The organism is Rhizobium sp. O111 (assembly GCF_055616315.1).
This window is the reverse complement of sequence record NZ_JBSHXL010000001.1, coordinates 2,728,015-2,748,461: the sequence shown is the minus strand read 5'-3', so window position 1 is coordinate 2,748,461 and position 20,447 is coordinate 2,728,015. Positions and strand designations below refer to the sequence as shown.

Below are 20,447 nucleotides of genomic sequence, written 5' to 3'. Positions count from 1 at the left end.
TTGACGCGTCTGTTGGTATAGCTTACCCTGTATTACAAACGGAGGTAAAAACGATGAGCAATCGTGAGCTTTCAGACCCGATTACCATGCGTCTGCCTGTCGATGTGCTGGCGGAGATCGAGCAGATCGCTGGTATCTGCGACAGAAGCAGAAGCTGGGTGTTCGTGCGCGCTCTGAAATCCTATCTTGCTTCGGAAGGCCGCGAAATCATCGAGCTGGATCAAGCACGCAAGGATATCGACGCAGGCCTAGGACATGACCTGGACGACGTGATCGACGAGGTCGACGCCATTGTGAAGGGTGCCGTTGCGTGAAGGTCATTCTCTCGCCGAAAGCAAGAGAATACGTCGCTTCCGAAGCACGCTACCTGAAGTCCAAAAGCACACGGGCTGGCCAGCAATTTGCCGATGATCTGAAGCGCCTGCGGCATGAGCTTGGCCTGTTTCCGCACATGGGGAAAACGACCCCGGAATTGCCGTTCCCGAGTGCATTTCGGTTTGTTCTTGGCGCCTATCTTGTCGATTACGAAATAAGGACAGAGGAGATCTTCATCCTTGCTATTCGCCATGGCAGAGAGCGACCGCCGGGTGTGGAGATCGAAGATGATTTTGATCTTGAGGAAGCGGACGATAAGTCTTCTCTCTAGAAGCGTGCCTCCGCCCTCTTACTGCATCCCCTTCGCCACAAAAATCTGCGGCTTCTTCGGCAGCGTGCGCATCGAGACGTCGATGCTGTTGCCCGAGGCGTAGACGACGTCGAAGTCGGGGCCGAACATGGAGAGGAAGTTGGCGAGCGGGCGTTGCTGGTGCATCGGCAGCACCAGCGAGGAGCGCAGGCGCTTGATGATGCGGCTCATGCTGTCGGCGCCCATGGTCAGCCCGCCATCGACGGGAACCATGACGATGTCGAGCCGACCGATCTCGGTGTAATGCGCGTCGGTCAGTTCGTAGTGCAGGTGGCCGAGATGGCCGATGCAGAGGCCCGCAACCTCGAAGATGAAGATCGAGTTTCCATCCGCCTGCGGCCCGCCGTAGCCGCCCCTGATATCGGTGGTGACGTTGCGGATGTAGGTGTCGCCGACCGTGAGGTCGATCTTCGCTTTTTCTCCCGGCACGTCGCTCCAGCCGTGCAGCACATATTTGATCGCCGGATCAGGCGTCAGCGTGTAGTGCGAGGAGTGGGCGCGGTTCATCGTCGCCACCATTGGCATGCGCGGCGGCGTGTACCAGCCGCTGTAATCGGTGGCGATGCTGACGCCGCCGGGCGTCTCGATCAGGAAGGTCGAGTGGCCGATATAGGTGAGCGTCACCGTCTCATTGTCCGCCGCGCCTGCGATCGGGACGGCGCCGGAGAAGCTCGCGAATGTCGCCTTGGGAATGGATTGCGCGATCGCCTGGCATTGGCTGACGTTGCGGCGCGCCTCTTGCGCTTGCGCGGCGTCAGAACCCAGCCAACCGGGCAGCAGGCCGGAGAGGGTGGTCATTGCGAAGACAAGAAAATGCAGCTTCATGCCACGTCCCCAGCGCTTTCACTGGCAAAAGGATGCGGCAAGGGTCGGCAGCGGTCCAGATCAAATCCGGCAACCGCTGCTCACTTTTCCGTCACTGGGACATGGTGCCCGGTTTAGCGCCAGAATTCGGGGATGGTTTCCGACAGTCTCGGGCCGAGGCGTAGCGGCGCGATCTTTTCCGCAAGACCCGTCGCATCCGAGATTTCGACGCCGACGCCGCAGATGGTGGCGGGGCCGGTGGCTGCCTCCATGCGGCCTTTCGGCATCTTCGAGATGAAGCGGTTGAGCGGCTCTTCCTTGTCCATGCCGAGCGAACTGTCATAGTCGCCGCACATGCCGGCATCGGAGAGATAGGCGGTGCCGCCGTTCAGGATCTGGTGGTCGGCGGTGGGCACATGGGTGTGGGTGCCGACGACGAAGGAGGCACGGCCATCGACGAAGTGGCCGAAGCACTGCTTCTCGCTGGTGGCTTCCGCATGGAAATCGAAGATGATCGCATCGGCCTGTTCCTTCAGCGGGCAGGCATCGAGAATGGTCTCCGCCGCCTTGAAGGGGTCGTCGAGCTCGGGATGCATGAAGACGCGGCCCATGACATTGGCAACCAGCACGCGGGCGCCGTTGCGGGCGTAGAACAGGCCGGAGCCGCGACCGGGCGTGCCCTGCGGATAGTTGGCCGGGCGCAGGAACTGGTCGTTTCGACCCGCGAAAGCGACCGCTTCCTTCTGGTCCCAGACGTGGTTGCCCGTCGTCACCACGTCGGCGCCGGCATTGATGGTCTCGAGAAAGATGTCCTCGGTGATGCCGAAGCCGCCGGCGGCGTTTTCGCCGTTGACGACGACGAAGTCGAGCTTCAGGTCCGATATCAGGCCGGGGAGGCGATCCCACACCGCCGTGCGTCCCGTCTTGCCGACCATGTCACCCAAAAAAAGCAGTCGCATTGCTATCCAATCCAAGAGGCAAAAAAGCGCAGGCCGCTTTCTGTCAGGATGGCATCCAGGCTTACATCGTGCGGCTCGTCGGGCACATGTGCCACTTCCTGGCAGTCGAATGCAATGCCGATGAGTTTCGGATGCATGCCTTTTTGCCTCAAACGGTCGATCGCGCGGTCATAATGACCGGCGCCGTAGCCGATCCGGTGGCCGCGCTGGTCGAAGGCGGACAGCGGTACCAGCAGGATCTCGGGGTCGAGAACCGGCGCGTCTGGGCCGGGGCCGGATGTGCCGAAGCCGGTGGAGACCAGCGGTGCGCCATCGACGAGTTCGCGAAAGACAATGGTCTGGCGGTCGAGAATGGCGGGGACGCAGAGCCTGGCGCCGCGTGCGCGAAACCGCGCCATCAGCGGCCGAAGGTCTGCTTCCGAGCGGATCGGCAGGAAGCCGGAGATGATGGTGCCGGGATCAAACGCAATCGCCTCGCCGGCGTGTTCGGCCATGGCAAGGCTCATCGCGGCCCTGGTCTCCACGGGAATGGCATCTCTCAGCGCCAGCCTTTCGGCGCGCATGCCGGCCTTGATGTCTTTTGCGTTCATTGGTGTCCGCCTTGCTCGTTCGGCGGCGACAATAAAACGCGCGTATGCAAAAGCAACGCGCGAATGCGACGTCCGGGTGTCAGGCCGCCGGCTGTGTCGCGAGCGCGTGAATGGTTTCCTCGAAGAGCGGCAGTCCGCCCGGCTGCCAGCCCAGCGCCTGCAGCTTTGTCGTGTCCATCGGTGTCAGCAGCGATTTGTCTGCGGCGACAGGCAGGCGGTTGGCGCAATCATGTTCCCAGCGGATCGGCTCGAGGATATCCCAGGTGTCGAGTGCGAGATCGGAGACGTTGAAGGTCTCGCCCGAGATGCGACCGGCATCGGCCTCGAGCATGACGCGCACGGCCTTGCCGACATCCTGGCCGTGCACTTCGGTTCCGGCCCGCGCGGGGATCGGCCGGCCGCTCAGGTAATCGCCGAACAGCTTGTCCCATTTGTTGGGGCGCAGATTGCCGTAGACGCCGGTGAGGCGCAGGCTGGCGGTGGCGAAGCCGGGCGCGGCCAGATGCGCCAGGCTGCGTTCGGCGTCGAGCTTGGTCTGGCCGTAGAGCGTTTCCGGCTTTTCCTGCGTGGCTTCCGTCAGCGTGGTTCCCGGCGGATGCTCGCCATAGGCCGCGCGGCTGGAGATGAAGATGCAGCGGCGCGTGCCGGCGCGCTTGGCCGCCTCGAACAGGCGCACGGTGCCGTCGAGATTGAAGCGCTTGAAGGTCTCGGGATCGTCGCCTTCGCCGCCGCGATATTTGCCGGGCGCGTGGTGGAAGGCGGCATGCACGAAGAAATAGGCGTCGTCGAAGGCTTCGATGTGGTCCTTCTCGGGATCGAGCGACAGCGGCGCGAAATCGACGGGGCGGGAGAAGGCGCGCGGCAGCGGGGCATGGCGGCCACCGATGATGACCGAATATCCGGCTGCAAGCAGTTCCTCGACGATATAGCGACCGACAAGTCCTGTTCCACCCGATACCAGTACCTTCATGCTGCCCCTTTCGGATTGGCCATGGCCGATATGTCCGGCACGTCCTTGCCCGTGTAGAATGCCCGCCAAAGATCGATCAGCGGCCGCAGGCTCTCGGCCTTTGGATGATCTGTTTCCCATGGCTTTTCATACTGGTAGTGCAGGACGGAAATACTGTTCCAGTCCCAAAGCGCAGGCATGGTAAACCAGACATATTGTAGCATGTTGAAATAAACAGGTAGACCATGCCATTCCGGGAAAAACGCCTGCAGGAAGGTCTGGTCGGTGCGTTTCCACAGGATTTCCGGCTGGTCGAGCCGCTCCAGCATGGCGCTGAATGTTTCCTTCGAAGGCTTTGCGACGAAGACGCCGGAGTTCATGCGGTGAAAATCGGCGAGCGATTCGTAGACATTCGGGGCGGCTGAGAATTCGGGGTAGGCGAAGAGCCGGTCGATATTGCGCAGCACGATGGCATCGGCGTCGATGAAGACGCAGCTTGTGTATTCGGTCATTTCCCAGAGGCGGAGCTTGCAGAAATTGTCGAGCGGCGAATGGAACAGCGGCTTGCGGCCCTTGGTGAAGGGGGCGGCGGCGTGGAGTTTTCCGCGCGCGTGGCGCTCGTTGAAGGCGTCCGATAGCGGTAGATGCTCGACTGAGAGGAGGCGGCAGCCGAGGGTGCGCAAGGGGTCGAGGTCAGCTTCGGTGACGCCGCCTGTGTGGAGGACGACGATATCGGCGGTGGTGTGGGTCATGCGCAGCGAGCGGGCGAGCGCCGTGGCGCCCATGGCGTAGTCGGCGTTGGTGACCAGGGTGACGTAGGCGTTGGGGGAGGTCATTGCTGGTAGGTCTCGGGGTGCGCTGTAATGTTGACCTTCGCTTGTCGCTCAGGCCGCTCGGCGAGCCTCGCCCCCCTCATCGCCTCGCTGGCGCTCCGGCACTTCTCCCCGGTGGGGCGAAGAGGCAGGTGGCGAGCATCGCCGCCTATCGCAGGAACTGAACGGGTGATTTGTGCCAAGTGGCTGCAATGAGTCTCTTCTCCCCAACGGGGAGAAGGTGCCGGTAGGCGGATGAGGGGGCTCAGTGCTCTAGGCTTCCCGTGTATCGCCACTTCTCACGACACCGACTTCAATCGTTTCCCCTCGGGATCGTGGTTGATCGTCGGCGCGATATCCCTGGTCCATGCCGACACCGCCGGTACGCGGCTGCGATCCACGCGATAGGCGAATTTCTTCGCGACGTCGACGATCTCGCCCATCAGACCCGTCTTCAACGTGATCGGATCGAGGCCGAGGTTGCGGAACTTGTCGTTCTTCACGATCAGCTCGTTTTCCGGCGCTTCCTTGCGCGGATTGGGCAGCCAGGCGATCTCGGCGCCGGTCAGCTTGGCAATCATCTCGGCGAGGTCGCGGACGCGGTGGGTTTCGGTCATCTGGTTGAAGATCTCGACGCGGGCGCCGCGGGTCGGCGGGTTCTTCAAGGCCAGCTCGATGCAGCGCACGGAATCCTGGATGTGGATGAAGGCGCGGGTCTGGCCGCCGGTGCCGTGGACGGTGAGCGGATAGCCGATCGCGGCCTGGATCAGGAAGCGGTTCAGAACGGTGCCGTAGTCGCCGTCATAGTCGAAGCGGTTGACCAGCTGCTCGTGGCGGCGGGTCTGTTCCGTGTGGGTGCCCCAGACGATGCCCTGGTGCAGATCGGTGATCCTGAGGCCGTCATTCTTGGCGTAGAAGTGAAAGAGCGTCTGATCCAGGCACTTGGTCATGTGGTAGATCGAGCCGGGGTTGGCGGGGTAGAGGATTTCCTGGCTCACCGTCTCGCCGCTCGTCGTTTCGATGCCTACGGGGAGATACCCTTCGGGGATGGCGGCGCCGACCGTCGAATAGCCGTAGACGCCCATGGTGCCCAGATGGATCAGATGCGCGTCGAGCTGCAGCTCGACCAGCGCGTTCAAGAGATTGTGCGTGGCGTTGATGTTGTTGTTGACCGTGTAGTTCTTGTGGCGATCGCTCTTCATCGAATAGGGCGCGGCGCGCTGCTCGGCGAAGTGGATGATGGCGTCGGGCCGGTTTTCGGCGAGCCATTTCTTCAGGAGTTCGTAATCCCTCGCGAGATCGATCAGGTTGAAATGGATGCGGCGGCCGGTCTCGGCGTGCCAGATGCGGGTGCGCTCCTGGATCGAGTCCATCGGCGTCAGCGACTGGACGCCGAGTTCTGTGTCGATCCAGCGTCGCGAGAGGTTGTCGAGAATGTGAATATCGTGGCCGGCGTCCGACAGATGCAATGATGTTGGCCAGCCGATAAATCCATCTCCGCCCATCACCGCAATCTTCATGGTGTCGTCTCCTTGTTGGCTTTCGCTATCGAGGATTACTTAGAAAGCGTGACAATTGTTCAATGCTTGCAAGGCGGAATGTCTTCAGCCAAAGAGGGCGCGCGACTTTGGAGAAAATTATGGCGGACGGTGTGCATTCGATCTCTCATTCGATCTCTGGTGAACTGACGGAAGCGGGCCATCGCCTGCTGCAGCGGGTCTATTACGAGGACACCGATTTCTCCGGCTTGGTCTACCATGCCCGCTATCTGCACTTCCTCGAGCGCGGCCGCACCGACTATCTGCGCTGCCTCGGCGTCGAGCAGCGCGAGCTGATTACCGCGGACGAAGAAGGGCTGGTCTTCGTCGTCCATCGCATGGAGATCGACTTCAAGTCGCCGGCGCGCATGGACGACATCCTGACGGTGACGACGCGCACCGAAAAGGCCGGCGGCGCCAAGATGGTGCTCGCCCAGGAGATCCGCCGCGACGACACGCTCCTGATCGCCGCCAAGGTCATCATCGCCGTCATCAACGCCAGCGGCCGCCCCCGGCGACTGCCTGAGGGGTTGGCGAAGCAGATGATGATCGAGGTCTGACCTCGGCGGTTCGTTGAAACTTCGCGAGCGAACTGCTATGTAGTCACCTGTGGTCACGCTGAGGTCCCGATGACGACAGTTACACTTCGCGATGCAAAGGCAACATTCTCCAGTCTCGTCGATGAAGCGATGAGCGGCGAGTTCGTCACGATTACTCGTCACGGAAAGCCGGTCGCCGCTATCGTTTCGCTTGAGGCGGCGGAGGAGGCGAAGAAGGCGCTTGCCAAGACGAAGCTCAATCTCGGCGAATATCTGATGTCATTTCCCGGCGGTCTCGACGATGACCTCGATCTGGATCGGAACATGTCCGGCATGCGTGACGCCGAGCTGTGACCGGTTACCTGCTCGACACCAACGTCATCTCGCTGTTTGCGCCGGATCGGCCGGCGATTTCACCTGATATTCGGGATTGGATGTCTGAGCGAGGCGACGAAGGCTCGCTCTATCTCTCAGCCATCACCATCGCGGAAATCCAGCGCGGGATTAAAAAGCTCGAACGCAAGGGTGCTGATGCGAGGGCTGCCAAGCTCGCGGAATGGCTTTCCGGATTGATCGGTCAGTTCGGCGATCACGTTCTGCCTGTCGACGCGGATATCGCGATGGCGGCTGGTACGATCGAGGAACAGGTAGAGGCAAGCGGGCACAGGCCGGGCTTGGCTGACGTACTGATCGCGGCAACCGCTTCGGTTCGTAATCTGACTGTGGTCACGGCGAATGTCCGTCATTTCACGCCGTTGGGCGTGATTTTGCTCAGCCCTGACGACATGGCTGCTTCCTGAAAACGCTGCTTGCAAAAACATGACTTTCATGTGAAGGAATTGCCGCGCGCAAGGTTTGTGCGGTTTTGGTCATCGATCGGAGATCTGGCCAAGTATTCCAAGGGATCATCCTAACGCCAATAGTCAGCCATTATGATCCGGCGCTAACGAACTATTAACGATAATAGTGTCTTACTCGGATTGTCAGAGTTTGTGCGGTGCACGCCTTCCTTTGACCAAATTTGACGGCAAGGAAGGCGGATAAGAGCTTGGAAGCTTGACCAGGGCTTTGGGCGGCGGCAGCCAGACATATCTTGCGAGATCACTTTGTGCCGCCCGGTCAAGTGCCGGGCGTTTGGATTCGGGGATTTTGGATCAATGGAACAAGTAGGATTGGCAGCGGCTCACACGGACGTCAGTCTCTGGTCGCTCTTCATGCAGGCTGGCCTCGTCGTCAAGCTCGTTATGCTCGGTCTTATCGCAGCGTCCGTCTGGACCTGGGCGATCGTCATCGACAAGTATCTGGCCTTCGGCCGCGCGCGCCGGCAGTTCGACAAGTTCGAGCAGGTATTCTGGTCGGGCCAGTCGCTGGAAGAACTCTACCGCTCGCTGTCGGAGCGTAACAACACGGGCCTCGCCTCGATCTTCGTTGCCGCCATGCGCGAGTGGAAGAAGTCGTTCGAGCGCGGCGCACGTTCGCCGATCGGCCTGCAGATGCGTATCGACCGCGCCATGGACGTGACGCTTGCTCGCGAATCCGAAGGGCTCTCGGCCCGTCTCGGCTCGCTGGCGACCATCGGTTCTGCCGGCCCGTTCATCGGTCTGTTCGGTACCGTCGTCGGTATCATGACCTCGTTCCAGGCGATCGCCGGTTCGAAGTCGACCAACCTCGCCGTCGTTGCGCCGGGTATCGCCGAAGCGCTGCTCGCAACCGCGATCGGTCTTGTCGCCGCTATCCCGGCGGTTATCGCCTACAACAAGTTCTCCGCCGATGCGGGCAAGCTCTCGGCACGCATGGAAGGCTTCGCGGATGAATTCTCCGCCATTCTTTCGCGCCAAATCGACGAGAAGCTGCAGCCGCGTCAGGCCGCGCAGTAATCCGACGGAAACGGAGAGAACGACATGGGTATGGGTGCTCCAAGCGGTGGCGGAGGCGGTGGAAACCGTCGGCGTCGTCGTGGTGGCCACAGAGGTGGCGCCATTTCCGAAATCAACGTGACGCCGCTGGTCGACGTCATGCTCGTGCTTTTGATCATCTTCATGGTCGCCGCTCCGATGATGACGGTCGGAGTGCCGATCGACCTGCCGGAAACGCAGGCCAAGGCGCTGAATTCCGAAACGCAGCCGATCACGATCTCCGTCAAGAACGACGGTACCGCGTTCCTGCAGGAAACGCCGATCCCGGTCGAGGAAATCGCCGCCAAGCTCGAGGCGATCGCCACCACCGGCTACAATGAGCGCATCTTCGTTCGTGGCGACTCGGCCGCGCCTTACGGCGTGATCGCCGATGTCATGGCACGCATCCAGGGTGCGGGCTTCAAGAACATCGGTCTCGTCACCCAAGAGAAGAAGGGCCCGTAGTAGAGCTATGAAGGCCAGTATTGTCTCATCTGCTGTACTGCACTGTGCTCTGCTCGCCTGGGCGCTGATTTCGATCGGCTCCCCGTCGGAGTTCAAGGTCGAGGATTTCGAGGCCATGCCCGTCAACCTCGTGCCTGTCGAGGACCTGACGCAGTTGCAGCAGGGAGACAAGACGGCCAAGCCGAGCGACAAGCCGGCGCCGAAGCCGACCTCCAAGCCGACCAATGTGGCCAACGCCGAGAACATGGGCGAGAACAAGGTCGACCTGAAGACGCCGCCGATCCCGAACGCCAAGCCAAACAACAACGAGTCGGCCGCAGCACCGAAGGCCTCCGAAAAGCCGCTTCCGGAAAATGATCCCGTGCCCAACGAGGTGAAGGACATCATGAAGGAAGATACGGCGGTGGAGCCGAGCCAGGTCGCGTCGATCACGCCGCCGAAGCCGGAAATCGCGCCGACGCCTCCGAAGGCTGAAGAGAAGCCGCAGGACATGCCCGAGCCGCCGAAGCCGGATGCGGAAGCATTGCCGGACAAGGTGCCGACACCCGTAATCAAGCCGCAGCCGAAGCCGCCGGAACAGAAGCCGGCTGAAAAGCCCGCGGAAAAGAAGACGGAAGACAAGGCGCAGACCGACGAGAAGCCGTCTGACAAGAAGAAGTCCGACAAGAAGCAGGAAAAGGCCAAGGCCTCTTCCGCGCAGAAGAGCGACTTCAACGCCGATGACATCGCCGCACTCTTGAACAAGCAGGATCCGTCGAACGGCGGCGCCAAGAGCTCGACCGAAGTTGCCTCGCTCGGCGCCAAGAAGGCGACCGGCGGCTCCAAGCTGTCGATGAGCGAAATGGATGCGCTGCGCAGCGCGATCGCCGGCAACTGGTCGGTCATTCCCGGCATGGAAGGCGCCAGCGAAGTCCGCATCAGGGTCCACATGAAGCTCGACCCTGACGGCAACATCATTGGCGCGCCCGAAGTTGAAGCCATCGGCGGCACCAACGAATCGACCCGTATGGCGCTCGCCAGCGGTGCCAAGCGCGCCGTCATGAAGTCGTCGCCGTTCACCAATCTGCCGAAAGACAAATACGACGCCTGGGGCGAAGTCATCGTCAATTTCGACCCCAGCGATCTAGCCCTTTAAAATGCTGAAAGGCTTGTCCTCTATGTCCAAGTGTTCCCTTTTCCGCGCCCTGATGGTCGCCGTCGGCATGATGACCACCGCGGTCATCGCCACGCCGGCGCATGCGCTTGTCGAAATCAACATCAACAAGGGCAATGTCGAGCCCCTGCCGATCGCGATTACCGACTTCCTGCAGGGCGACATGGGCGCCCAGGTCTCGCAGGTTATCGCCGCGGATCTGCAGCGCTCGGGCCTGTTCAAGCCGATCGCCAAGAATGCCTTCATCGAGAAGATCTCCAACCCGGATGCCGCTCCGCGCTTCGAGGACTGGAAGGTCATCAACGCGCAGGCGCTGGTCACCGGCCGCGTCACGCAGGAGGCCGACGGCCGTCTTCGCGCCGAGTTCCGCCTCTGGGACACGTTCGCCGGCAGCCAGATGACCGGCCAGCAGTTTTACACGCAGCCTGAGAACTGGCGCCGCGTGGCCCACATTATCGCCGACGCGATCTACAAGCAGATCACCGGTGAAGAAGGCTACTTCGATACCCGCGTCGTCTTCGTGTCGGAATCCGGCAGCAAACAGGAGCGCAAGCGCCAGCTCGCCATCATGGACCAGGACGGCTTCAACGTGCGCATGCTCACCAATGGCAGCGACCTCGTTCTGACCCCGCGCTTCTCGCCGAACCGGCAGGAAGTCACCTACATGTCCTTCGCCAACCAGCAGCCGCGCGTCTACCTGCTACAGCTGGAAACCGGACAGCGCGAAGTGGTCGGCAACTTCCCAGGCATGACCTTCTCCCCGCGCTTCTCGCCTGATGGCCAGAAGGTGGTGATGAGCCTGCAGCAGGAAGGCAACGCCAACATCTACACGATGGATCTGCGTTCGCGCACCACGACGCGCCTGACGTCCACGGCCGCGATCGATACCTCGCCGTCCTATTCGCCCGACGGCAGCCAGATCGTGTTCGAAAGCGACCGCGGCGGCCGCCAGCAGCTCTACAAGATGAGCGCCGATGGTTCCGGCCAGACGCGTATCTCCTTCGGCGATGGTTCCTACTCCACGCCGGTCTGGTCTCCTCGCGGCGATCTGATCGCCTTTACCAAGCAGTCGGGCGGCAAGTTCTCGATCGGCGTGATGAAGCCTGATGGTTCGGGCGAGCGCATCCTGACCACGGGCTTCCACAATGAAGGCCCGACCTGGGCGCCGAACGGCCGCGTCATCATGTTCTTCCGCCAGGCGGCGGGTGCAGGTGGCCCGCAGCTCTATTCGATCGATCTGAGCGGTTACAACGAGCAGATGATCAAGACCCCCGCATACGCTTCCGACCCGGCCTGGTCGCCGCTTCTGGAGTAGGGAAGTCCGCATGCCTGCCTTCTTGTCGCCTCAAAAATCTACGAATGGGGCGACAGAGGGCCAAATCAACCATTCGTTAACCATAGTTCTTGAAAGCCGATTAACCGAGAACGGTTACAGTCCGGCAACCTTAATCAAGTCGCAAGGAGACCGGCCATGAGCCGAATTCATACCCCGGCAATGAGCCGCATGCAGAACTTCGCCCGCAACCCGGTCATGATCGCGCTCGTCGCCGGTCTGGCACTTGCCGGCTGCGCCAACAAGAAGAACATGGCCAACAGCGCCGGTGATCTCGGCCTCGGTGCCGGCGCCGCAACGCCGGGTTCGGCCCAGGACTTCACCGTCAACGTTGGCGACCGCATCTTCTTCGACACCGACTCGACCTCGGTTCGCGCCGACGCTGCCCAGACGCTCGATCGTCAGGCTCAGTGGCTCGGCCGTTATCCGAAGTACGCAATCACGATCGAAGGCCATGCCGACGAACGCGGCACGCGCGAATACAACCTCGCTCTCGGCGCTCGCCGTGCGGCTGCCACCAAGGACTACCTCGCTTCGCGCGGCGTTCCGGCTCAGCGCATGAAGACGATCTCCTACGGCAAGGAACGCCCGGTCGCCGTTTGCGACGACATCTCCTGCTGGTCGCAGAACCGCCGCGCCGTTACCGTTCTCGGCGGCGCTGGCATGTAATTGCTGATCCGGCGATAAAATGCCGGGTTTTATTACAAATTGGAAAGGCGGCTCCATCGCGGGCCGCCTTTTCTTTTTGAACACACTTTGGCCGAACTCCGTTGCTTTTTGAAAGCAATTGGAAAAATCTCCTGTTCGTGCCATCGAGGCGCGAAGAATCACTGGGACAGGACGAACCAAATGAAGAAATTTGTCGTGGCGGGCATGCTCTGCCTCGCAACGGTGGCCGGGGTTGGCCAGTCGGCGAACGCGTCGTCGCTATTCGGATTGCATTTCGGAAACAAGACGGCCAGCCAGGCACCGGCGCAGGCGCCCGTCGTGAATGTTCAGGCCGGCGGCGCGGAAGTGCGCATCCAGCAGCTCGAAGATCAGCTTCGCCAGCTGAATGGCCGCATCGAGGAAATGAGCTTCCAGCTGCTGCAGATGCAGGAAACCATCCGCAAGGCACAGGAAGACAATGAATTCCGCTTCCAGGAACTGGAAAAGAGCGGCGGCGGTGGCGGCAGCGCCGGTGGTGCATCCAAGCCGATGAAGAAGAGCGAAGCCGATATCCCGGCTTCCAACCAGACGGCGCAAGGTCAGGGAATGGGCCAGGGCCAGGGGATGGCACAGGGCGGTGGCGACGATGTCGCCCGCGCCATCCAGACCTCGAGGGCACCCGAAACGTCGCCCTCGACCGATGTCCCTGAGAACACCGGTCTCGGCCAGCCGCCGCAGCAGCTCGGCTCCATGCAGTTCGACCAGAACGGCAATCCGATCGGTGGCTCGGTCAATCCGGGCGCCGAAGTCGGCTCCAGCCCGCTGCCGCCGGTCGGTGCAGCCGGCTCGCAGACGGCGTCGCTCGGCAGCGAGGCCGATCAGTACAAGGCTGCTTACGGCCATGTGCTTTCCGGCGACTACTCCACGGCCGAGAAGGAATTCAACGCCTATATCGGCCAGTATCCGAACAGCGCGCGCGCGGCCGACGCCAATTTCTGGCTGGGCGAAGCGCTCTATTCGCAGGGCAAGTTCAACGAATCGGCCAAGACCTTCCTGAACGCGCACCAGAAGTACGGCACGTCGGAAAAGGCGCCGGAAATGCTTCTGAAGCTCGGCATGTCGCTCGCCGCGCTCGACAATACGGAAACCGCCTGCGCAACGCTGCGCGAAGTGCCGAAGCGTTATCCCAAGGCTTCCCGCGCCGTCATATCCAAGGTCGCGAGTGAGCAGAAGCGTCTCTCCTGCTAAGGCTTTCCGGTCTTGCGCCCGGACGGCATCCTATCCCCGGAGACGGCGACACGACGCTTTCTCTCCTCGCTTGACCAGCCCTCGCGCATTCTCGTCGCGATTTCGGGCGGCAGCGATTCCACCGGCCTGCTGATCGCGCTCTTCGATGCGCTGAAGGCCGAACCAAATCTCAGAATTTCACTCTGCGCCGCGACCGTCGACCACGCGCTGCGTCCGCAATCGGCTGATGAGGCGCGCGATGTCGCTGCTCTTTGCCGATCGCTTGATATTCCCCATGTCACCAAGGTCTGGCAGGGCGCCAAGCCGAAGGCCGGCATCATGGCGGCGGCGCGCGACGCCCGCTACGGGCTGCTCGCCGAGGCGGCGGTCGAACTCGGCGCTGACATTATTGTGACCGGCCACACGCTCGACGATCAGCGCGAGACATTTGCCATGCGCGGCCAACGCTCGGCCGCCACCATGACCGGGATCGCCGACGTCGTGCTGTTTGACCGCCGCATCTGGATCGCCCGACCGCTGCTGTCTTCGCTGCGGGCGGATATTCGCTCGATGCTTGAGCGCCGTGGTATCGGCTGGAGCGATGATCCGAGCAACGAGGACGTGAAATACGAGCGGGTGCGGACGCGCCAGGCGCTGGCGGGCGAGGGGATCTCGGTCCCCGAGATCGAGGCGATGACGGCTTCGCGGATGGCGCTCGACGCGGCTGCGGCCGGGTGGGTCGATGCGCATGTCGATGTGCATGAGGGAATGCTGGCCCGGGTTGGTGTTGCTGGTCTTGGTGTCGATCTGGCGGTGCCTGCGCATGGGCTTGCGCGGCTGGCGGCTGTTATCGGCGGGCAGGCGTTTGCGCTTGGGGCGGAGCAGATTGGCGCGGTGCTGGACTTTCTTGCAACGGGCCGGCCTGGTCGGATGACGGCGGGGCGGGTGGTGTTCGATCTGAGGCGCGACGGGCTGTATCTGGCGCGGGAGACGCGGGGGCTGGTGCCGCTTGCAATTGGCGCCGGCGAGCGTGGTGTTTGGGACGGGCGGTATGTGGTGGCGAATGGTTCCGGCGTTGAGGTGACGGTGATGGCTGCGAATGCCTCACACTCCCTCATTCCTGTGCTTGTCACAAGAATCCAGCAACGGCGCGTCGGCGCCGTAAGAGACTCTTTTGTGCCCAAGGACTTGGGCACGCTGGATTCCTGTGACAAGCACAGGAATGAGGGTGGAGAGGGGCGAGGCGCCGAGGCAGCGGGAGAGCAGGGGAGCGCCGGGTTACCCGACGAAGCTGGCTATAAGAAACGCGCTACTTTGCCGCTGGAAAACCTCCCCAAAAGCACGCTCGCCCGAGCCCGTGCGGCGCAACCGCGCATCCTCGCCGCCGGCCCGTCGCCCGATCTCGCCGAGCACATCGATCTCGTGCCATATTTCGCACCCTTCGACCGTTTTTTGACACGATTGGACGTCAAGTTCGCGACCAGCCTCGCGGCAGCCTTTGGAACACGCCCCTATCCAAAACCGCCTTTAGGTCTTATTGACGGAAAAACCATCTAACTGATGGGTTTGCCTTGGCAACCGCCTGACGCAATCCTATGTTAGAGACCGAATAAAGCGGTCGCCATGAGGCGGTCGTTCCAGTGCTGGGGAGTTCGATGAACCCTAACTTACGTAATTTCGCCTTGTGGGCAATCATAGCGCTTTTGCTGATTGCCCTCTTCAGTATGTTCCAGACGTCGCCGGCGCAGACCAGCTCCCGCGATATCCCTTATTCGCAGTTCCTGCGTGAAGTGGATGCGGGCCGCGTCAAGGAAGTCGTCGTCACGGGTAACCGCGTCTCCGGCAGCTATGTTGAAAATGGCACCACTTTCCAAACCTATACGCCTGTAGTCGACGACAATCTGCTCGATCGTCTGCAGACGAAGAATGTTCTCGTTTCGGCACGTCCCGAAACCGACGGTTCTTCCGGTTTCCTGAGCTATCTCGGCACCTTGCTGCCGATGCTTCTCATCCTCGGCGTCTGGCTGTTCTTCATGCGGCAGATGCAGGGTGGTTCGCGCGGCGCGATGGGCTTCGGCAAGTCGAAGGCAAAGCTGCTCACCGAAGCGCATGGCCGCGTCACGTTCGATGACGTCGCCGGCGTCGACGAAGCCAAGCAGGACCTCGAGGAAATCGTAGAATTCCTGCGCGATCCGCAGAAGTTCCAGCGTCTCGGCGGCAAGATTCCGCGCGGCGTGCTGCTGGTCGGCCCTCCCGGTACCGGTAAGACGCTGCTCGCACGCTCCGTCGCAGGCGAAGCAAACGTTCCGTTCTTCACGATCTCGGGTTCCGACTTCGTCGAAATGTTCGTCGGTGTCGGCGCAAGCCGCGTCCGCGACATGTTTGAGCAGGCCAAGAAGAACGCGCCTTGCATCATCTTCATCGACGAAATCGACGCCGTCGGCCGCCATCGTGGCGCCGGTCTCGGCGGCGGTAACGACGAACGCGAGCAGACGCTGAACCAGCTGCTGGTCGAGATGGACGGCTTCGAAGCAAACGAAGGCATCATCCTGATCGCGGCGACCAACCGTCCCGACGTTCTCGATCCGGCGCTGCTGCGTCCGGGCCGCTTCGACCGCCAGGTCGTCGTTCCGAACCCCGATATCGTCGGCCGCGAGCGTATCCTCAAGGTTCACGCCCGCAACGTGCCGCTGGCGCCGAATGTCGATCTCAAGGTTCTGGCTCGCGGTACGCCCGGCTTCTCCGGTGCCGATCTGATGAACCTCGTCAACGAAGCTGCCCTGATGGCTGCGCGTCGCAACAAGCGCGTCGTCACCATGCAGGAATTCGAAGACGCCAAGGACAAGATCATGATGGGCGCCGAACGCCGCTCGTCCGCCATGACCGAAGCCGAAAAGAAGCTGACCGCCTACCACGAAGCCGGCCACGCCATCACGGCGCTCAAGGTTCCGGTGGCCGATCCGCTGCACAAGGCGACGATCATTCCGCGCGGCCGTGCACTCGGCATGGTCATGCAGCTTCCCGAGGGCGACCGCTACTCGATGAGCTACAAGTGGATGGTCTCGCGCCTCGTCATCATGATGGGCGGCCGCGTTGCGGAAGAGCTCACCTTCGGCAAGGAGAACATCACATCGGGCGCATCGTCCGACATCGAGCAGGCCACCAAGCTTGCCCGTGCGATGGTCACCCAGTGGGGCTTCTCCGACAAGCTCGGCCAGGTTTCCTATGGTGAAAACCAGCAGGAAGTCTTCCTCGGCCACTCGGTTTCGCAGTCGAAGAACGTGTCCGAAGCGACGGCGATGACGATCGATTCGGAAGTTCGCAAGCTGATCGACGAAGCCTACGCCGAAGCGCGCCGCATCCTGACCGATGACCACGACGCGTTCGTGGCCATCGCCGAAGGGCTGCTCGAATACGAGACGCTGACCGGCGAAGAGATCAAGGCGTTGATTCGCGGTGAAAAGCCGTCGCGTGATCTCGGTGACGATACGCCTCCAAGCCGTGGCTCGGCCGTGCCGAAGACCGGCACGCGTCCTGCCAAGGGCGATGAGGCCGAAGGCGGCATGGAGCCGCAACCACACTGATTTTCTTTGGAAATCATGAGAGGGCCGGACACCCGAGATGGTGTCCGGCCTTTTTCGTTGGTAACGGGATATAATCGATTTTCTCGTTAATTGACGTGATGGTTGCCGCGTTTTGTGGCATTCCGCTGACATAAGGTGGCCTCAATGAAGGCCTCTCTGGCGAGGGAACACGCGCAGGCGTGCAATTTGCAGACACGACGATGCGCAGCGTAACGCGCGCTCAAGGCACAGGGGTGCATATGAAAAGACGCTATTTCGGCACTGATGGTATTCGCGGTCAGTCCAATGTGTTTCCGATGACGCCGGATCTCGCGATGCGGGTCGGTATCGCGGCAGGCACGATCTTCCGTCGCGGCAACCACCGCCACCGGGTCGTTATCGGCAAGGACACGCGCCTTTCCGGCTACATGCTCGAAAACGCCATGGTCGCGGGTTTCACCGCCGCCGGCCTCGACGCCTTCGTTCTCGGCCCGATTCCGACGCCTGCCGTTGCCATGCTGACGCGCTCGCTGCGCGCCGATATCGGCGTGATGATCTCCGCCTCGCACAACCCATATGAAGACAACGGCATCAAGCTCTTCGGCCCCGATGGCTACAAGCTGTCGGATGATCTGGAGATGCAGATCGAGGATCTGCTCGAGAAGGACATGAGCGCGCAGCTTGCCAAGTCCGACGATATCGGCCGCGCCAAGCGCGTCGATGGCGTCCATGACCGCTATATCGAGCATGCCAAGCGCACGCTGCCGCGCGACGTGACGCTGCAGGGGCTCAGGATCGCCATCGATTGCGCCAACGGCGCAGCCTACAAGGTGGCACCGGCCGTGCTCTGGGAACTGGGCGCCGACGTCGTTGTCATCGGCAACGAGCCGAATGGCACCAACATCAATCTCAACTGCGGCTCCACCAGCCCCGTGGCCTTGCAGAAGAAGGTAGACGAAGTGCGCGCCGATATCGGCATCGCGCTCGATGGCGACGCCGACCGTGTGATCATCGTCGATGAGAACGGCGCGATCGTCGACGGCGACCAGCTGATGGCCGTCATCGCCGAAAGCTATGCCGAGAGCCAGCAGCTGCGCGGCGATGGCATCGTCGCCACCGTCATGTCCAATCTCGGGCTGGAGCGCTTCCTGCAGGGCAAGGGTCTCGGTCTCGTGCGCACCGCTGTCGGCGACCGCTATGTGGTCGAGCACATGCGCAACAACAATTACAATGTCGGCGGCGAGCAGTCCGGCCATATCGTGCTGTCGGATTACGGCACGACCGGCGATGGTCTCGTGGCCGCGCTGCAGATCCTGGTCGCGGTCAAGCGCACCGGCAAGACGGTCAGCGAAATCTGCCGCCGTTTCGAGCCCGTGCCGCAGCTTCTGCGCAACGTGCGCTATTCCGGCGGCAAGCCGCTGGAGGATCTGCATGTGCAGCAGGCGATCGCCGATGCCGAAGCCGAGCTTGCCAAGAGCGGCCGTCTGGTCATCCGTCCGTCCGGCACCGAGCCTTTAATCCGCGTCATGGCCGAGGGCGACGATCGCAGCCAGATCGAGCGCATCGTCAACGACTTGATCGGCACGATCTCAAGCGTGCGCACGGCCGCCTGATTTTCGTCAGGCACCGTCCACAAGCTGCCAATGCCCAGCCTTTGGCTGGGCATTCTCATTTGTACATCGCGATTTTGTCAGATCACCTCTCGACGCATGAGGTCGAGAAGCGCTGGTGTCGTGATGGCACCGTCTTCGAAGAAGTCGAGCAGCCTCGATGCGGCTGCGCAGCCTTGCAGACTGTCGGCCCCGAATTTTTGCTCCCTGCACCAAAGCGACAAGGCATCAAAAACGGGCGATAGATCTTCTTCGAACGAAATAGCTCTATTGAGCTTCGACATGGGCGCACCTCCATAAAGGGGCGGAAGCGCTTAGTAACTCCCAAGCGGTCATTGCCTTAAAAGTGCTGACCGACAATGCACCCTACGCCCTATCTGCCAGAACCGCTATTAACTTTGTTAAGTCGGGCGCTTTTTATTAGCGTGGCAGCGACGCGATGAAGGGCGTGCGCCCGATCGTTTTGGATGCTCACCCCGGCAATAAAATCAGAACCAGATCAGCGGCTTGCTGACGCTTTTGAGTAAAAGGCGATGTTTGACAATTACAGTTAAGCAGCGCTTAACGTTTCCACTTCATTATCCTTACCGAAACGTATTCAACTGGCGGAGCTCGATCCTGCCAGGCGTCGAACCTTGGAGTGGGATCCATGAAGAGAAGCTTGTCTGGCGTCTTCGCCGCATTGCTCATTACCTCGAATGCTTATGCCGCGGACCTCATGCCCGCCGAACCGATCGCCGCTCCCGAGGTCACCGTGACCGAAGCGACCGGCTGGTATCTGCGCGGCGATGTCGGCTACGGCTTCAACGACCTGCGTGGCGCGAAATACTTCCAGGGCAGCAATGCCAGCGAAGTCGATTTCGACCGCTCCGATCTCGACGATGCCTGGACCATCGGCGGCGGTGTCGGTTACCAGATCAACAACTATCTCCGCACCGACGTGACGCTGGATTATCTCGGCAAGTCCGACTTCCATGGCTCGACCAGCGGCGGTGGCTCTGCCTTCGGCGCCTGCCAGGTTACCTGCTCCTCGACCGATCTTTCCTCGCTGACCGCATGGTCGCTGATGGCCAACGCCTATGTCGATCTCGGCACCTACGGCTACGTTACGCCTTACGTCGGCGCAGGCATCGGCGGCACCTACGTCAAGTGGAAGGACCTGAACAACACGTCTTGCGACACGAGCGGCAGCGGCAATGGTTGCGATGACACGGTCATTCACGGCGGCAAGGGCGGCTGGCGCTTCAGCTACGGCCTGATGGCCGGTGCATCGATCGACGTCACCTGCAACGTCAAGGCCGACGTCGGCTACCGCTTCCTGCACGTCAACGGCGGCGACATGTTCGGCTACAACGAAAACGGCGGCCCGGGCCGCGACAAGGGCTTCAACGTTCACGAAGCACGCGTCGGCGCCCGCTACCTGTTCGGCGGTTGCCAGACGGCGTCCTACGAGCCTGCTCCGGAAATTCCGCTGCAGCAGCCGGTCTACAAGTAAGGCCCTGTATTCAAACGAGACATTGTCTCCACATCTTGGAAAGCCGTCCCTTGGGGCGGCTTTTCTCGTTTCTCGTCGCGTCGCTCCTGCGTCAAAAAATCCTCAGGGCGCGACATTTGTAAGTTGACGATATCTGGCCACATCTGTATCTACGGCGGCGGGACACCTCTCCCCAACGAGAG

The 20,447-nt window shown here is 61.5% G+C and carries 22 protein-coding genes; 15 read left to right on the top strand and 7 right to left on the bottom strand.

Going from position 1 to position 20,447, the window contains the following annotated elements:
* The first annotated feature begins 53 nt into the window (after positions 1–53).
* Positions 54–314 carry a CopG family ribbon-helix-helix protein gene (locus tag ACVTFQ_RS13865; protein ID WP_047509350.1) on the top strand — a complete coding sequence of 87 codons (261 nt, stop codon included), beginning with the start codon at positions 54–56 and terminating at the stop codon, positions 312–314.
* Positions 311–646: a type II toxin-antitoxin system RelE/ParE family toxin gene (locus ACVTFQ_RS13860; RefSeq protein ID WP_111563299.1), complete on the top strand. Its 336-nt coding sequence runs from the start codon at positions 311–313 to the stop codon at positions 644–646. Before ACVTFQ_RS13865 ends, ACVTFQ_RS13860 begins: the two co-directional genes overlap by 4 nt.
* 18 nt (positions 647–664) lie before the next feature.
* Here ACVTFQ_RS13860 and ACVTFQ_RS13855 read toward each other — a convergent pair whose 3' ends face one another.
* The 6 genes from ACVTFQ_RS13855 to ACVTFQ_RS13830 form a co-directional block, all read right to left on the bottom strand.
* Positions 665–1,510, bottom strand: coding sequence for an MBL fold metallo-hydrolase (locus ACVTFQ_RS13855; RefSeq protein WP_111563298.1), 846 nt, complete (start codon positions 1,508–1,510; stop codon positions 665–667).
* A gap of 113 nt (positions 1,511–1,623) precedes the next feature.
* Positions 1,624–2,448: a TIGR00282 family metallophosphoesterase gene (locus tag ACVTFQ_RS13850; protein ID WP_026283224.1), complete on the bottom strand. Its 825-nt coding sequence runs from the start codon at positions 2,446–2,448 to the stop codon at positions 1,624–1,626.
* Between the two features lie 2 nt (positions 2,449–2,450).
* Positions 2,451–3,038, bottom strand: a complete 588-nt coding sequence (locus ACVTFQ_RS13845) for a 5-formyltetrahydrofolate cyclo-ligase (protein WP_111563297.1) — start codon at positions 3,036–3,038, stop codon at positions 2,451–2,453.
* Positions 3,039–3,117: 79 nt separating this feature from the next.
* On the bottom strand, positions 3,118–4,008 hold the full coding sequence (locus ACVTFQ_RS13840; RefSeq protein WP_047509342.1) for an NAD-dependent epimerase/dehydratase family protein: 891 nt from the start codon (positions 4,006–4,008) through the stop codon (positions 3,118–3,120).
* Positions 4,005–4,823: a glycosyltransferase gene (locus ACVTFQ_RS13835; protein WP_111563296.1), complete on the bottom strand. Its 819-nt coding sequence runs from the start codon at positions 4,821–4,823 to the stop codon at positions 4,005–4,007. Before ACVTFQ_RS13835 ends, ACVTFQ_RS13840 begins: the two co-directional genes overlap by 4 nt.
* Before the next feature lie 275 nt (positions 4,824–5,098).
* Positions 5,099–6,319 (bottom strand): NAD-dependent epimerase/dehydratase family protein, encoded by a 1,221-nt coding sequence (locus tag ACVTFQ_RS13830; protein ID WP_018899627.1) that lies wholly within the window; start codon positions 6,317–6,319, stop codon positions 5,099–5,101.
* 119 nt (positions 6,320–6,438) lie between these two features.
* Between ACVTFQ_RS13830 and ybgC the strand changes: the two genes are divergently transcribed.
* The 12 genes from ybgC (at position 6,439) to glmM (ending at position 18,773) form a co-directional block, all read left to right on the top strand.
* Entirely contained in the window at positions 6,439–6,897 is a 459-nt protein-coding gene (ybgC, locus tag ACVTFQ_RS13825) for a tol-pal system-associated acyl-CoA thioesterase (protein ID WP_047509334.1), read from the top strand.
* Positions 6,898–6,966: 69 nt separating this feature from the next.
* Complete coding sequence (locus ACVTFQ_RS13820; RefSeq protein WP_111563295.1) at positions 6,967–7,230, top strand: type II toxin-antitoxin system Phd/YefM family antitoxin; 264 nt, start codon at positions 6,967–6,969, stop codon at positions 7,228–7,230.
* A complete protein-coding gene (locus ACVTFQ_RS13815; RefSeq protein WP_111563294.1) occupies positions 7,227–7,676 on the top strand; it encodes a type II toxin-antitoxin system VapC family toxin in 450 nt (149 codons plus the stop codon). The genes ACVTFQ_RS13820 and ACVTFQ_RS13815 overlap by 4 nt, the downstream gene beginning before the upstream one ends.
* Before the next feature lie 357 nt (positions 7,677–8,033).
* Entirely contained in the window at positions 8,034–8,753 is a 720-nt protein-coding gene (tolQ, locus tag ACVTFQ_RS13810) for a protein TolQ (protein ID WP_026283222.1), read from the top strand.
* 24 nt (positions 8,754–8,777) lie between these two features.
* Positions 8,778–9,236, top strand: a complete 459-nt coding sequence (tolR, locus tag ACVTFQ_RS13805) for a protein TolR (protein ID WP_026283221.1) — start codon at positions 8,778–8,780, stop codon at positions 9,234–9,236.
* Between the two features lie 7 nt (positions 9,237–9,243).
* Complete coding sequence (locus ACVTFQ_RS13800) at positions 9,244–10,371, top strand: cell envelope integrity TolA family protein (RefSeq protein WP_047509331.1); 1,128 nt, start codon at positions 9,244–9,246, stop codon at positions 10,369–10,371.
* Between the two features lie 22 nt (positions 10,372–10,393).
* Positions 10,394–11,704, top strand: a complete 1,311-nt coding sequence (tolB, locus tag ACVTFQ_RS13795; protein ID WP_018899620.1) for a Tol-Pal system beta propeller repeat protein TolB — start codon at positions 10,394–10,396, stop codon at positions 11,702–11,704.
* Positions 11,705–11,860: 156 nt separating this feature from the next.
* Positions 11,861–12,391, top strand: a complete 531-nt coding sequence (gene pal, locus ACVTFQ_RS13790) for a peptidoglycan-associated lipoprotein Pal (protein ID WP_026283220.1) — start codon at positions 11,861–11,863, stop codon at positions 12,389–12,391.
* A gap of 180 nt (positions 12,392–12,571) precedes the next feature.
* Positions 12,572–13,618, top strand: a complete 1,047-nt coding sequence (gene ybgF, locus ACVTFQ_RS13785; RefSeq protein WP_112435319.1) for a tol-pal system protein YbgF — start codon at positions 12,572–12,574, stop codon at positions 13,616–13,618.
* Between the two features lie 12 nt (positions 13,619–13,630).
* Complete coding sequence (gene tilS / locus ACVTFQ_RS13780; RefSeq protein WP_111563292.1) at positions 13,631–15,154, top strand: tRNA lysidine(34) synthetase TilS; 1,524 nt, start codon at positions 13,631–13,633, stop codon at positions 15,152–15,154.
* 98 nt (positions 15,155–15,252) lie between these two features.
* Positions 15,253–17,181 (top strand): ATP-dependent zinc metalloprotease FtsH, encoded by a 1,929-nt coding sequence (gene ftsH, locus ACVTFQ_RS13775; protein ID WP_026283219.1) that lies wholly within the window; start codon positions 15,253–15,255, stop codon positions 17,179–17,181.
* Positions 17,182–17,420: 239 nt separating this feature from the next.
* Positions 17,421–18,773, top strand: a complete 1,353-nt coding sequence (gene glmM, locus ACVTFQ_RS13770; protein WP_111563291.1) for a phosphoglucosamine mutase — start codon at positions 17,421–17,423, stop codon at positions 18,771–18,773.
* 77 nt (positions 18,774–18,850) lie between these two features.
* Here glmM and ACVTFQ_RS13765 read toward each other — a convergent pair whose 3' ends face one another.
* Entirely contained in the window at positions 18,851–19,054 is a 204-nt protein-coding gene (locus ACVTFQ_RS13765; RefSeq protein ID WP_111563290.1) for a hypothetical protein, read from the bottom strand.
* Between the two features lie 365 nt (positions 19,055–19,419).
* Here ACVTFQ_RS13765 and ACVTFQ_RS13760 point away from each other — a divergent pair, with 365 nt between their 5' ends.
* Positions 19,420–20,265, top strand: a complete 846-nt coding sequence (locus ACVTFQ_RS13760) for an outer membrane protein (protein WP_047509320.1) — start codon at positions 19,420–19,422, stop codon at positions 20,263–20,265.
* Positions 20,266–20,447 lie beyond the last annotated feature (182 nt).